Source organism: Prevotella lacticifex (assembly GCF_019973375.1).
GTDB classification, from domain to species: Bacteria; Bacteroidota; Bacteroidia; order Bacteroidales; family Bacteroidaceae; genus Prevotella; species Prevotella lacticifex.
In genome coordinates, this window is the sequence record NZ_BPTV01000001.1 from 972,182 (window position 1) to 985,733 (window position 13,552).

A 13,552-nucleotide genomic window follows, 5' to 3' on the forward strand; every position below is an offset into this window, starting at 1 on the left:
TTTGGTGCGTTTAATAGTTTACTCGGTCTTAACCTCTATCTCCCTCATCTGAACGTCGGCACTGTAGGGTAATAAGCTTGACCGGAAGATGATGAGCTGACCCTTAGGCCCTTGAATGAAATGGGCAAAACTCCATGGGAGTCCGTTGATAGGGTCGTTGATGAGTGCATATATTGTACGGATGAACGGGTATCTTCCGTTGAAGATGTAGGCCTGGTAAGGTTTCCAACTGTTCATTTCGGTTGCCTTATCCATCTTGCTTACCGACATCACGTGAATATTCTTCTTGAATGTGCAGTTCGTAGTGTCGCGCTTGTCGTTGAGCCAGTTAGAGCCGATGACGCCGATGGCGTTTGGTGTCTTCTCAACGAAGTCGATGACACCCTGACTTGTCTTTACGGCTGATGCGTTGACATTGCTTATGCCATGTCCGCCAAGAATTGAATCCTCGCAGAACTTTACTGTGCTTGACTTAGGATTGTCGAACACAATCTTTATCTTTCCCCGGCGCGAACCAGGATAAATCTGACTCCAATCCGTTACCTCACCACTGAGTATCCGCTTTACATCCTTGACGGAAATGCAGGTGTCGTTGTTGTTCTTATTGACAATCAGTGCCAACGCGTCGTATGCAAGCTTGATGGCGGTGGGTTGGAAATTGTTGTCCTGAAGATACTTCAACTGTTTCGGTGTGAAGTCGCGTGATGTGATGGCAAGGAATATCTTTCCGCGCATAAGCATGTCAACCTCATCGTATTCGTTGGTGTAGATGGGTTTCAACTTTGCCTCGGGATACATGTCCTGGAACATCTCGCGCTCTTCTTCGATGATAGGAGAAAAGCTTTCGTCAGAGGCGAAAGCCATCACCCCTGACGTCGGCGTATCTGTTCTACCCCCTTTGTGCTTCTTCTCCTCGCAGGAGGTGAAGAGCACAGAGGTGAGTACTAATCCTACTAATATGTAGAATATCGGTCTTTTCATAATTGAGAAATATTTACTGAAGCTTGAAGGTCACAGGCAGAGTGAACCAAACAGCTGCTGGCTGTCCGTTGTTCATACCTGGGTTCCATCTTGGCATTGAGTTGACGGCGCGGAGAGCCTCACGGTCGAGTGACGGGTCAACGCTACGTACTACTGATGCCTGGCTTACGGAACCGTCCTTGCCGACGACGAAGCGAACAATAACCTTACCCTGAACACCATTCTCAGCAGCTACTGCCGGGTACTGGATGTTCTGAGCCAGCCATGCATTGACATTGCCCTTGAATGAAGGCATCTTCTCTGCAATGGTCAGAGGCTTGCTCTCGACGACCTGCTCAACCTTCTTCTCCTCTACCTGCTGTGGTGGTGGTGGAGGTGGAAGCTCGGTCTGTGTAATCTTCGAGTCGATGTTAGTACGTTCCGTTGAACCTTCCTGAGTCTGGCCACCAGCTGCGGCGCCTTCGTCCATAGCCTTCTTAATCTGGGTGAGGTCGATCTGGTTCTTCACCTGCTCATCAGGCTTGATGACAGGGGCTGTGAACTGGACGGTCTTACGGACCTCAGGCACCTGCTCCTGCTTGATCTCCTCTACCTTTGGCTTCGGTTCGTCTTTCTTCTTCTGGGCTTCTTTCTTAGCCTGCTCCTCAGCGAGCTTAGAGGCACGCATCTCAGCGAGATATGCCTCATGTGCTTTCTGTGCCTCGACAATCTGATTGATTCCGATGATAGAACCAATGATTACTGCAGCAACGAGCATGATGATGATGGCCCAGATATTTCGCTTGCCGATACCTTTACGGAGCTGGTATGCACCGTACTCCTTGTTTCGGCCTTCGAATATCATCTCCACCCATTGGGGTGAATAAAGATCTATTTTTGCCATTTTCTTTCGTTTTAATTGTTTTTACGCTGTCTCCTTACTTCGCACCTCTCTTGGCAAGCATTGCTGCCTCTTCTGGCTTGAGCTGGTCGATAACGTAAGTTCCAATGCTGCAAATCTGAATTTCGTCGAGAATGTCGATGAGGTTCTTGTAAGATGCGCCGTCGGTAGGCTTGATGACCACTGTCAGTGTAGCCAGCCTGTTACCAGCCTTGCCGTTGGTGTAACCTTCCTTGATCTCGTCCATCTTAGCGTTGTAGGTTGAGTCATTCCATTTTGTTGGATTGGCCTGACGGTCAGCAGCGAGCTTTGCAGCTGCCTGCATGATTTCGTCAACAGGCATTGTGCCATCGTCAACCTTGTGATAGCGGAGTGCCTTGCGGATGCCGTCCTTGCCCCAGGTGGTAGCCTTGAGCCAGTTCGGGTCGTTGTATCTTGGCACACCCTCACCGTAGAAGATCTTGTTGTCTGCGCAGACATACACAGTAACAGACTGAGATGCCTTCGATTCGTTCTGATTCTGCTGTTGGATGTTCTTATCGTTACTTGGCATGGTCAGCTGTAAGCTCTGTGGCTTAGCCAGAGAGGTACAGAGCATGAAGAAGGTGATAAGAAGCATCATCATATCCACCATCGGCGTGAAGTCGACGCGGACATTCATTTTCTTTTGCTTACTATTACTCTTTGGCATGCTTTAGTCCTCCTGCTTCTTGTATGAAGTGATCAAATTGTAACGGTTCTCATCCATGTTCTGAAGTTCGCTCATGACTTTCTTCACGGTTGAATACGGAGTGTTCTGGTCAGCCTTGATGCAGATCTTAATCTGGTCGTTGCACTGACGGGCAGCGTCTACCCACTGCTGGAACTCACTCATTCCGCCGTTGATGGAGTCAGTAGGAATGCCGTATGTCTTGATCTTCTCTGACATCTGACTCTGCGGGAGATTCAGATAGCTCGAGAGGTCCTTTACAGGAACGCCGAACATAGGGTCATTCTTGAACTTCTTTATCTGAGCCTGTGACAGGGTGACGTTGTTGTTGCTTGTCACCGTGCTGAGGGTAGCCTCCAGGTCAGATGTCTTGTCCATACTCATGAATATCTTGCCGGACTTGTCGACAAGAATTGTCAAGACGTCCTTGTCAGGCACTTTCAGCTCCGATACCGATCCCGGTGTGACGACCTTCACTGGCTCCTGCTTTACGAAAGTAGATGTCAGCATGAAGAACGTCAGCAGAAGGACCATGACATCGGACATAGGTGTCATGTCTATCCAGACGTCACTCTTCTTAATTTTTACTTTACCCATAGCGATAAAATTTTAAAGGGTTAGCAAAAATTAAGCCTCGTCTGCGTGGTTAGCTTCGTATGTCTGAGCAATAGTGTAACCAACCTCGTCGAGGGCGTATGTCAACTTATCAATCTTGTTGGTGAAGTAGTTGTAAGATACAACTGCGCACCAAGAAGTAGCGATACCGAATGCTGTGTTGATAAGTGCCTCAGAAATACCAGTAGACAGTGCCAGAGAGTCACCACCACCGCCGGCAGCCAGAGCTGCGAATGAACGAATCATACCGGTAACGGTTCCGAGAAGTCCGGTAAGTGTACCCAGTGTGACGATTGTTGCGATGATTGGGAGGTTCATGGTCAGAGTAGGCATCTCGAGCTGTGTTGCCTCCTCGTGAGCCTGCTGGATCTTTGCGACCTTCTGTGACTTCTTCAGAGCTGCGTTAGCGCCAGACTCCATGTCCTTGTAAGCGTTCAGCGAAGCGAGCACGACGTTAGCTACAGAACCCTTCTGCTGGTTGCAGAGCTTGAAAGCCTTGTCGAAGTCGTTAGCCTTCAGTGCGTCCTTGATGTTTGCTGTGAACTTAGGCAGAGCACCCTTACCGAAAGCGGTACGGAGAGCGAGGATACGCTCGATAGACAGAGCGATGACGGTGAGCAACAGTGTGTGGATCAGAGGCACAACGACGCCACCTTTGTAGATTGTTCCCCAGATGTTTGAATCCTTTACTGCGCCTGTAGGATCGCCGTTGACGAAGTGGTCAGGCATGCCAAGGAAGAACTTGAAGAAGCATACTGCGATAACGAAGCATACAACGATAATCCAGAATGCGTTTCTAACACCAGTGAAGCCCTCAGAGCTTTTCTTGGGGGCTACTTTCTTTTGCTGTGTAGTTGCCATAATTTTTTTGTAATTAAAATTTTAGTTATAAATAATTTAAGTTGTGATATTTATCTGATTAGAAGATAATTGCACGCTTTTAGAGTCCGGTTGTTAGCCTTTCCCTTTGTATAAACGACGCAAAGATAACAATTAAACCTGAAGAAAGTAGCCTTTTAAGGACTTTTAACTGTTTAATTTTCTGTTAAGATTCTTGTCGTTGATACTTTTTTAGTCAATCAATGTTGTCTTTTGTTGTTTTATTGTACTGACTTTTTTATTTGTTTCCACTCAATGCAGTTTTGCCAGAGCTTCCTTGATTCGACGTAGTGCCTCGCGGATGTTGTCGTCGCTTGTGGCGTAGCTCATGCGGAATCCGTCGGGCTCGCCGAAAGCATCTCCACCGACAGTAGCCACGTGCCCTACCTCAAGCAGGTACATTGCGAAGTCGGTAGAGTTGTTGATTGTCCGCTTGCCATCGGTCTTACCGAAGTAGCTGTTGATGCGTGGGAAGAGGTAGAAAGCTCCGTCGGGGATGTTAACCTCGAATCCGGGAATCTCCTTTGCGAGGCTGACGATAAGATCGCGGCGGCGCTCAAATCCCTTTCTCATGTCCTCAACGCACTGCTGGTCACCGGTATACGCTGCCAGGGCTGCACGCTGACTGACATCACTCGTGCCGCTGGTGTACTGTCCCTGCAACTTGTTGATGCCCTTGACTATCGCTTCGGGGGCTGCTACCCATCCGAGCCGCCATCCAGTCATGGCGTAGGCCTTACTGACACCATTGCAGATGATTGTGCGCTCACGCATGCCGGGGGCCTTAGCGATGCTGGCCTTGAAGCCTACATAATTAATATGTTCGTATATCTCGTCGGAGAGAACATAGATATCCTCGTGCTTGAGGATGACCTCTGCGAGTGCGTTGAGCTCTTCCTGAGTATACACGCTGCCTGTCGGGTTGCTCGGCGAGCAGATTACGAGGATCTTTGTCTTTGGCGTAATAGCCTTCTCCAATTGCTCGGGAGTAATCTTGAAGTTTTGGTCTATGCCGGCGCGTATCACTACCGGTGTTCCACCTGCCAGCTTTGCCATCTGCGGGTAGCTGACCCAGTAAGGAGCCGGGATAATAACCTCATCGCCAGGGTTTACCAGTGCCATAAAGGTATTGCATACCCCCTGCTTTCCACCGGTGCCTACGATAATCTCCTTCGGTCCATACTCGAGACCGTTCTCCTTCTTCAGTTTTGCCGATATGGCCTCACGCAAGTCGAGATAACCAGGAACCGGTGAGTACTTCGAGTAGTTGTCGTCGATGGCTTTCTTACCGGCTTCCTTGATGAAATCAGGAGTCATGTAGTCTGGTTCACCGACGCTCATGTTAATAACGTCGATACCTTGCGCCTTCATTTCGTTACTTTTCTGCGACATTGCAAGTGTGGCAGATGGTGCAAGTCGGTTCAATCGATCTGATAATTGTATCATTTTATCTCGTTTTAGCGTTTAGTATATGCCAAGTGCATTTAAATATAACGCAAAGTTACTGATTTTTTTGTTATAAACGTCAGTTTTGTGTTATTATTTTATGAATTTAAACTTTCTTCAGTTCATGCCCCATACGTTCCTTCTTCGTTCTGAGGTATCTGTAATCGTATTGGTTGGGCGAAACCTCTATAGGTACGTTCTCAACAATCTCCAGTCCGTAGGCCTCCAGACCTACCCTCTTTGTAGGGTTGTTGGTCATCAGTCTCATTTTGTGAACGCCTAAATGGCGGAGCATCTGTGCACCGCATCCGTAGTCGCGCTCATCGGGTTTGAATCCCAGGTGGACGTTGGCGTCGACGGTGTCGAGGCCTTCTTCCTGTTGCAGTTTGTATGCTGCTATCTTGTTCATCAGACCAATTCCACGTCCTTCCTGCTGCATGTAAATGAGCACGCCTTTTCCTTCTTTCTCGATCATCTGCATAGCTTTATGGAGCTGCTCGCCGCAGTCGCAGCGCTTGCTTCCAAGGATGTCGCCTGTGGCGCATGACGAGTGGACGCGTACGAGTACCGGCTCCTCGGGGTCCCATTCGCCTTTTATGAGTGCCATGTGCTCAAGGCCATTGCTTGTCTGGCGGAAGGGGATGAGCTTGAAGTTGCCGTAAATTGTTGGCAGTGAGACCTCTTCGCCCACCTCTATGCTTGATTCTCTTTGCAGCCGGTATTTGATGATGTCGGCAATGGATATGATGTGCAGTCCCCATTCCTTGGCTTTTTCCTGCAGTTGCGGCATCCGTGCCATTGTGCCGTCGTCGTTCATAATCTCCATAAGTACACCGGCGGGGTACATACCAGCGAGTTTGCACAGGTCGACAGCGGCTTCTGTGTGGCCCGAGCGGCGCAGCACACCGTTGTCCTGAGCGTAGAGAGGGTTGATATGTCCTGGGCGGCCGAAGGTTTTCGGTGTGCTCTTAGGGTCGGCGAGAGCCTTAATCGTTTCAGCGCGGTCGTGAGCCGACACTCCTGTGGTGCATCCTTCAAGTTTGTCGACGGTGATAGTGAAAGGAGTGCCGAGCATCGAGGTGTTCTCGTCCACCTGATGGGGTAGCTCGAGCTCATCGGCTCTTGACAGTGTTATTGGCACGCAGAGCACTCCACGGGCATTCTTCAACATGAAGTTTACCTTTTCGGGAGTTATTTTCTCAGCTGCCATTATGAGGTCGCCCTCATTTTCACGGTCCTCATCATCGACAACGATGACGAATTTTCCTTCTCTGAAATCTTTGATTGCATCTTCGATGCTACTGAGTTTGAAATCTGCCATTATTATTTTCCTTTCGTTCTAATTCTTGTTATGACGTCATTGTTAGTCTTATATATGACGCGCAGGTCGCGGTCGAGGCGGATGCGGAATCTCCACATGCGGCAATAGAAGAATATTCCTGCCGGGATTATTATCGCAGCGGCAATGTTTTTCCATTTGCTTTCGAACGGACGTGTATGAGCTTTCACGGCCAATACCGGGTACCGGTTGATGTAGCTCAGAATAAATCTGTCGCGGGTGTTGCCCAAGTCGTTGATGACTTTCTCGAGGTCCTCGCTGAGCTGCTCTATCTCGTGGTCGGGCTTGTACTTGAAGAAAGCCTTTATCACATTTGGCGGCGACTTGAGGTTGTGGACTGTCTCGTACTGTTCGATACGGGTGTTCATCTGCTGAAGGATTTCAGCGTCGCCAGTATAGTCGGGATCAGTGATGATAACCTCCTTGCTGGCAATCGTTGCACGTTTTATGCGCAAACCGAACATCCGCCGGAACAAATCCTTATATGCGTCGAGGTTGAACACCGCCGAGTCGTTATTGGCCTTATATGTTATGAATATTGCCGTAGGTATGAGCACCGCCGGCGACAGTCCCTTTCCGAACCATATTGTCCATGCTCCCTGACGTGCCATGCGGTAGCCTGTGTTGTCGAGAATATAGTAAACTATGAATACAGCCACCGACGTGATTATTGGCACTCCTAATCCACCTTTACGGATGATAGCTCCGAGAGGTGCGCCGATAAAGAAGAAGATAAGACACGACAGGGCAATGGTGAACTTATTGATAATCTCTATCTTGTGCTGACGGATAATCTTGTCGCCGTCGCTTGTCACCATACTCTTGAACTCGAGGTCGCCCGTCTCCATATTGACTTGCTGCAGAGCCTGCTCCACGACGAGCTTCTTATTGTCGGGAGTGAGGTGGTCGTAGAGCGTGTCAATATTTATTGTCGGACCAAGTTTCTTTACGTTGGCGGCACTCTGCTTCGTCAGTTTCGGTGTTGGATAGTATAGACTTGCCGCAGCTTTGTAGTACGAGTCGCCAATGCTGTCGTACGTATGGTTCAGCGAGTCGAGGTCGGTATGGATTTTTGAGAGACTCTTTGTTCGTGCGTCGTTGCCGAACACCGATGCGTCGGTGAGGTTGAAATCGCCGTCGAAGTCGATAATTATCCTTTTGCTTGTGAACGATTCCCGTCGGTAGGGCACGTTGGCGCTTTCAACCATATTGTTGTTGCGCATGTTCTCATACCATTCTCCGTTCCACATCGTCATTTGCAGGTGCTTCTTGTCGGCTGTCGACTGGAGCATTCCTGAGTCGGCGAGGATAATAGCCTGATCCTCATAGCTTTCCGTCTGACGGTAGACCATGATGTTGTAGAGTTTTCCCGTATTCACATTCTTCTTCTCTACATATATATTAGTCTGCGGGATGCCATCGTAGAAGATGCCTTCAGGAATCTCGAGTTCCGGACTTTTCTCCTTCATCGACAGCATCAGCTGTGCGAGATGCATCTGCGAATTAGGACCAATGTTGTTTTCGAAGTAGAAAGATGCTCCGGTGATAAGCAGTACGATGACTATCAGCGGTCGGAACGACTGTATCAGCGATACTCCCGATGCCTTTATTGCCGTCAGCTCACTGCTCTCGCCGAGATTACCGAATGTCATCAGCGATGCCAACAGTATAGCCAAAGGCAGAGCCTGTGGGATGAGCATCAGCGCCATATACCAGAAGAACTGGGCCAATACCTCCATCGACAGTCCCTTGCCGATGAGGTCATCGACGTATTTCCATAGGAACTGCATCATCAGAACGAAGAGACTGATGAAGAAAGTACCGGCAAAGAGCAGTCCAAACTGCTTGGCAATGAATATGTCTAATTTCTTAATCCGAAGCATAGTGCATTCAGAATGCAAAAGTACATAAAAATATCAGAGTTCACGTCTTTTTTTGTTTTTTTATTAATTCCGGCGTAATCTCTTTCCCCTCACATCTCGTTTTATTCGTCTCCGGTAAGAATCTCGCACAGGTCCTTTTGCAGTACATGCGCGTCGAGCACCGACATGTTCGAGTCCATCAGAGCGAAACAAAGTGTATGACCGTTGGCAGCTTTGGCATACCCTGCCAGCGAGCTTATTCCGTAAGGGTGGGAGAGCGTTCCGGTCTTGGCGTGCACCTTCCCTTTCATCTCTGTCGGCCATCGGCGCAATGTTCCGTCCTGCCCCGATATAGCAAGGAATCGCTGGAGGAAATCGTAATATTGCTTGTGCTCGTAGCCGTAACGCAGAATTTCGCACAGGAAATACGGTGTCAGCTGGTTGTGAACGCACAGCCCGCAACCGTCGTGAACGACGATGCCTTTCTCCTTCGACTTCAGTTCGTTGCTCATGAATTGCTTCATACATGCTATTCCTGTGCCCGCCATATCGGCAGTCTTAGGATTGGCATGATGGCCCATAGTGTAGAGCAGCGATGTGGCTTGGGTGTTGGCACTGTTCTTCCACATCCTCCGTATCACCATATTTATATTGCGGTTCAACCGGAATACGCAGTGGCTCGTCTTTGGCAGTGGCGCAAAGACTATCTGGTCGTCGTTGAATTTTATTCCTTCCTGGCGGAAAGCATTCTTCAGCGTGCGTTCCATGAAGTCCTTACCGCGGTACAGGATGCTGAACTTCGACAGCGTCAGGTCGTATGGGAACCAGTGCTCTTCCGGCTGAATCTGTTCCGTCATCAGTATGTCGATGTAGAATTTGCCTGTGAAAGTCTTGAGCCCTCTTTTCATCTTCAGTATGTGTGCCATGTCGCGCACCTCCTCGGCCGTCAGCTGTGGGTCGAGATCGCCTTTGAATCCGATATCGCCTCTCAGGGTGTCGCCTTCAGTCTTGCCGTTGATATATACCCCCGAATGATACTCATAGCCGGTGCCGAGCATGTGCAGTGCTGTCATTCCGCTGAGCAATTTCATGCATGATGCCGACGGCTGCGGCTGATGCTCCTGGTCGCCGAAGACCTCTTTCCCTGCGGTGAGGTCATAGACGTACAGTCCGAAGGCTCCTTTGCAACGTGGTTTCGTGGCAAATTTCTGGAGCTTCGACCTCAGTGCGGTGTCTATTTCTATAGTCTCCTTCTGCGGAGCAACGGCTGTCTTCGTTTTCTCTCCCTTACAGTTGGTTAGCGAGATGGCCATGACCGACATAGCCACGGCAATACATATATTTATAGCTTTCTTCATTGTAGTCACTTAATATGGCGTGCAAAGTTAATGGAAAATTTTTAATTTTGGTGACATGATGACGAGTTATTGAGCCTTTTTAAAGAAAAAAGTGTGCAACGGATATTTTCTCGGAATCAATTGTAAAAAGAATCCGGGCCCGTCGGTATGCTTTTTGGCATTCTTTTCTGCAATAGATATACGCTGCTAACCCGAAGTGACGTAACTGGGATATAAAGTTCCGTCATAGTCATGTCGGGTGAAACCAATTTTAATTTCGGTGCAAAGGTACAAAATATTTTTCCTGATTCCAAATTCCAGGGGTATAGAAAGGAGGGTAGAAAGAGGGGTAGAAGGAAGACTAACTTCATCACTTCTCATTAAAACATAAATTTCTATTCTGGTTATCAGCTCATTATAGTTTGTCTATGATGATTTTGGGTTACGCATTGGTAGTGAAACCCACATTGAACGAAGAATGGTTGAATAGGCAATCATAAATTAAGACCAAAACCAATAAAAACCATTTGTGTCAGCGCCAAGGGCTTTGGCCCTTTGCCATTTGTGGTTTGATGGCTTGTGAGAGGCTGGGCCTCTCACTGCCCTCAACCCCCAAATGACAGATCCTCCTCCGTCGGATCTTGGCGCTGACACAAAGAAAAACCTTCAAAACAGGCTAACGCGATAGAGTGTTCGGTCTTACGGCCGACAGAACGGCTCTTAACCCTGCCTATCCGTCCTTGCAAATGACCATCGCTCCATGCCCGTTGACGGCGGACTGCTCCTAACACTGCCTATCTGCACTCTGCGAACTACCATCGTTTATGGCGCACTGGATATTCCCGTGGAATTATAGTGAGTGGAAATATAAATCTTTATACTGCCATTATCGCTTTGGCATTTTCAAACGTAAAAGGGAAAAGAAAATCATGGCCAGGCTTATGCTCCCCAAGGAGCAATGGGTCTAAAGTAAGGGTGGGGCTTGTCCCCACCTTAGCTGCTGCGGGGTATTTTCGTTATTTCTCGTCCTCAGCAGCTAAGGCTGGGATAGCCCCAGCCCCTACGTGGATAGGTGTAACACATTGATAACTAACATGTTGTTAACGTGATCATTTCGTCACAAACACATTATCAACGTTATCCCTTTGCAGGGTGCGTGGGCAGTCCGGGGAAGATGGAATGCGCAGGAACAATCATTCAGTTCCTCGAAGACGCACAATAGCACGGAGTGCGCAAAAGTGCATGTGTCTTCTGCGCGTCCCGCTATTCAACCTCTTCGAGGCTGGTCGTGGATTTCTCGCGTACACGGTCTACCCCAGACTGCGGTCGCTGCGATCCCTTAGTCTGGGGTTATTGATTATTAAGCCCCGTCGGGGCTTTGCGTTGGCTGAGAAAAAGACGATAATGAGGATATCTCACCAAGTCGAAGAATACAATTTACGTAATATGTGCTATAGGTATGATCTTATGCAGTTGTATCTCTCAAGGCGTCAGCTGTTTTTCCGGTTTTCCTTGCCGTGATGCAAGCCTGAGGAACGAAGGCTGTTTCTTCCCGGTGCCGACTTGCCGAAGCTTGCTTCGGAGCAAGCGGCATCGGGAAGAAACACAGGGCGCAGCCCTTGCATCACGGCAATGGTTTTTACCGTTTTTTGTCTTCTCGGTTTCGAACTTTCTTCTCGGTTTCATCTTGCATCGCGGCAAGGGTTTTTACCGATTTTTGTTGGAACAAGATGCCATTTCCTGGCTTTGCGTTCTTTGCGGCTTTGCGCGAGCCCCCCCTGTTTGGCAGTAGTATGGGGATAAACCCCATCCCTACGTGGATGCATGCAACACATTTATTATCAATATGTTGCCAATGTAATCCTTTCTTCGTTCAAGGGGGTACACTGCTAAAGCGTCATCCTATATCATTATAGATAAACCATAATGAGCTGATAATCAGATTAGAAAATTATTTTTTATCGAAAAGTGATGAAGTTAGTAGTGTGTGTGGAGCCCATTTGAACAGAAAAAAAGGCATTCCAGCGTATCTCAAACGACACGACATGGAATGCCCAAACGTAATGATAGGAAATTACTATTTCTTACTTGTAACGTAGCTGTCGACTTTCTCGGCGGCGTCGCGGCCGCTGGCCATAGCCCTTACTACGAGGCTTGCGCCGTTGGCGGCATCACCTGCAACGAACACGTTCTCAGGGAATTCCGGCTGCTTCGGCCGCAGGAATCCCATGGCGAGGAGCACCATCTGAGCCTTGATAATCTCTGGCTCACCGGCTTCCACCATTATCGGACGACCACCCTCTGGGTTCGGTTTCCAGTCGATGGGCTGTACTTTCACGCCCGTGAGCTTTCCGTTCTTGCCTATGAACTCCAGCGAGTTGATGTTCCATCGGCGTATGCAGCCCTCTTCGTGGCTCGACGTTGTCTTCAGCGTCCGTGGCCATGTAGGCCAAGGATTGTTAGGATCGTCGGGACCCACCGGTGGCTTTGGCATGATTTCAATCTGTGTCACGCTCTTTGAGCCCTGGCGGTGCGCCGTTCCTATGCAGTCGGAACCCGTATCGCCGCCACCGATGACGAGCACATCCTTGCCCTTGGCGTTGACGAGCTGGTCCTTAGGAATATCCTCACCGGCGAGCACGCGGTTCTGCTGTGAGAGCATTTCCAGGGCGAAGTAGACACCGTCGAGGTCGCGTCCCGGAATCTTCAGGTCGCGGGCCTCAGGTGTTCCGGTGCATACAATAACGGCGTCGTACTTCTTCGACAGTTCATCGAAGCTGACAATCTTGTCTTTTCCGAGCGTCGGATCGTTCTGTATCGGAGCCACATTTTTCTTGTCGCTCACCACGTGAGTGCCGAACTGGAAATCTATGCCCTCAGCTTTCAGCTGCTCCATCCGTCTGTCGATGACCTCCTTGTTGAGTTTGAAGTTTGGAATACCATAGCGCAGAAGTCCTCCGGCGTTCTCCCTCGCGTCGTAGACGGTCACCTTGTAGCCCTTGTGGTTCAGGCGGTTAGCAGCCACGAGACCTGCCGGTCCCGCTCCTACTACAGCCACGCTGTGTTCGTTGCGCTCCGGCTTCTCTACCTTAATATATCCTTCCTCCCATGCGTATTCGCAGATGGCAGCCTCGTCCTCGCGGTTCGTTGTGGGCTCGTGCTCCATGAGGTTCAGTACGCAGGCTTTCTCGCAGAGGCCCGGGCAGATTCTTCCGGTGAACTCCGGGAAGTCGTTAGTGGAGTGCAGCAGCTCGTAAGCTAACTGCCAGTCACCCTTATACAGTGCGTCGTTCCACTCTGGCGGCTTGTTGCCCAACGGACAGGCCCAGTGGCAGAATGGTACACCGCAATCCATACACCGGCTTGCCTGTACTCGGCGATCGTTCTGGTTCAGCGTCTGCTCCACTTCGCCGAAGTCGTGGATGCGGTCGTGTATAGGCCGGTAGCCGGCCTCCTTGCGTTCTATAGTTAGAAATGCTTTTGGATTACCCATGTCAAATAATG

The 13,552-nt window shown here is 49.3% G+C and carries 10 protein-coding genes; all 10 read right to left on the reverse strand.

The features are described from left to right. Positions 1-18 precede the first annotated feature (18 nt). The 10 genes from LDN30_RS03580 to LDN30_RS03625 all read right to left on the reverse strand — a co-directional run bounded on the left by LDN30_RS03580 (position 19) and on the right by LDN30_RS03625 (position 13,541). Positions 19-981, reverse strand: coding sequence for a PstS family phosphate ABC transporter substrate-binding protein (locus LDN30_RS03580; protein ID WP_223925469.1), 963 nt, complete (start codon positions 979-981; stop codon positions 19-21). A 13-nt stretch (positions 982-994) separates the two neighbouring features. Then, on the reverse strand, positions 995-1,864 hold the full coding sequence (locus tag LDN30_RS03585; protein WP_223925471.1) for an energy transducer TonB: 870 nt from the start codon (positions 1,862-1,864) through the stop codon (positions 995-997). A 34-nt stretch (positions 1,865-1,898) separates the two neighbouring features. Then, the gene (locus LDN30_RS03590) at positions 1,899-2,552 is read right to left on the reverse strand and encodes an ExbD/TolR family protein (RefSeq protein WP_223925473.1); all 654 of its coding nucleotides are present in this window, start codon (positions 2,550-2,552) and stop codon (positions 1,899-1,901) included. Positions 2,553-2,555: 3 nt separating this feature from the next. Continuing rightward, the gene (locus tag LDN30_RS03595; RefSeq protein ID WP_223928741.1) at positions 2,556-3,167 is read right to left on the reverse strand and encodes an ExbD/TolR family protein; all 612 of its coding nucleotides are present in this window, start codon (positions 3,165-3,167) and stop codon (positions 2,556-2,558) included. 30 nt (positions 3,168-3,197) lie between these two features. Further along, entirely contained in the window at positions 3,198-4,046 is an 849-nt protein-coding gene (locus LDN30_RS03600; protein ID WP_223925477.1) for a MotA/TolQ/ExbB proton channel family protein, read from the reverse strand. 270 nt (positions 4,047-4,316) lie between these two features. Then, entirely contained in the window at positions 4,317-5,510 is a 1,194-nt protein-coding gene (locus LDN30_RS03605; protein WP_223928742.1) for a pyridoxal phosphate-dependent aminotransferase, read from the reverse strand. 106 nt (positions 5,511-5,616) lie between these two features. Then, on the reverse strand, positions 5,617-6,831 hold the full coding sequence (locus LDN30_RS03610; protein ID WP_223925481.1) for a bifunctional 3,4-dihydroxy-2-butanone-4-phosphate synthase/GTP cyclohydrolase II: 1,215 nt from the start codon (positions 6,829-6,831) through the stop codon (positions 5,617-5,619). A 2-nt stretch (positions 6,832-6,833) separates the two neighbouring features. Continuing rightward, positions 6,834-8,732, reverse strand: coding sequence for an LptF/LptG family permease (locus LDN30_RS03615; RefSeq protein WP_223928743.1), 1,899 nt, complete (start codon positions 8,730-8,732; stop codon positions 6,834-6,836). Positions 8,733-8,833: 101 nt separating this feature from the next. Then, positions 8,834-10,069 carry a D-alanyl-D-alanine carboxypeptidase gene (locus LDN30_RS03620; protein ID WP_223925485.1) on the reverse strand — a complete coding sequence of 412 codons (1,236 nt, stop codon included), beginning with the start codon at positions 10,067-10,069 and terminating at the stop codon, positions 8,834-8,836. Between the two features lie 2,056 nt (positions 10,070-12,125). Next, the gene (locus tag LDN30_RS03625; RefSeq protein ID WP_223925487.1) at positions 12,126-13,541 is read right to left on the reverse strand and encodes a glutamate synthase subunit beta; all 1,416 of its coding nucleotides are present in this window, start codon (positions 13,539-13,541) and stop codon (positions 12,126-12,128) included. Positions 13,542-13,552 lie beyond the last annotated feature (11 nt).

Bases quoted from the DNA above. Each gene is read 5' to 3' on its own strand.
- LDN30_RS03625 (WP_223925487.1), bottom strand. From the start codon at position 13,541: ATGGGTAATCCAAAAGCATTTCTAACTATAGAACGCAAGGAGGCCGGC.
- LDN30_RS03595 (WP_223928741.1), bottom strand. From the start codon at position 3,167: ATGGGTAAAGTAAAAATTAAGAAGAGTGACGTCTGGATAGACATGACA.
- LDN30_RS03605 (WP_223928742.1), bottom strand. From the start codon at position 5,510: ATGATACAATTATCAGATCGATTGAACCGACTTGCACCATCTGCCACA.
- LDN30_RS03610 (WP_223925481.1), bottom strand. From the start codon at position 6,831: ATGGCAGATTTCAAACTCAGTAGCATCGAAGATGCAATCAAAGATTTC.
- LDN30_RS03615 (WP_223928743.1), bottom strand. From the start codon at position 8,732: ATGCTTCGGATTAAGAAATTAGACATATTCATTGCCAAGCAGTTTGGA.
- LDN30_RS03600 (WP_223925477.1), bottom strand. From the start codon at position 4,046: ATGGCAACTACACAGCAAAAGAAAGTAGCCCCCAAGAAAAGCTCTGAG.
- LDN30_RS03620 (WP_223925485.1), bottom strand. From the start codon at position 10,069: ATGAAGAAAGCTATAAATATATGTATTGCCGTGGCTATGTCGGTCATG.
- LDN30_RS03580 (WP_223925469.1), bottom strand. From the start codon at position 981: ATGAAAAGACCGATATTCTACATATTAGTAGGATTAGTACTCACCTCT.
- LDN30_RS03585 (WP_223925471.1), bottom strand. From the start codon at position 1,864: ATGGCAAAAATAGATCTTTATTCACCCCAATGGGTGGAGATGATATTC.
- LDN30_RS03590 (WP_223925473.1), bottom strand. From the start codon at position 2,552: ATGCCAAAGAGTAATAGTAAGCAAAAGAAAATGAATGTCCGCGTCGAC.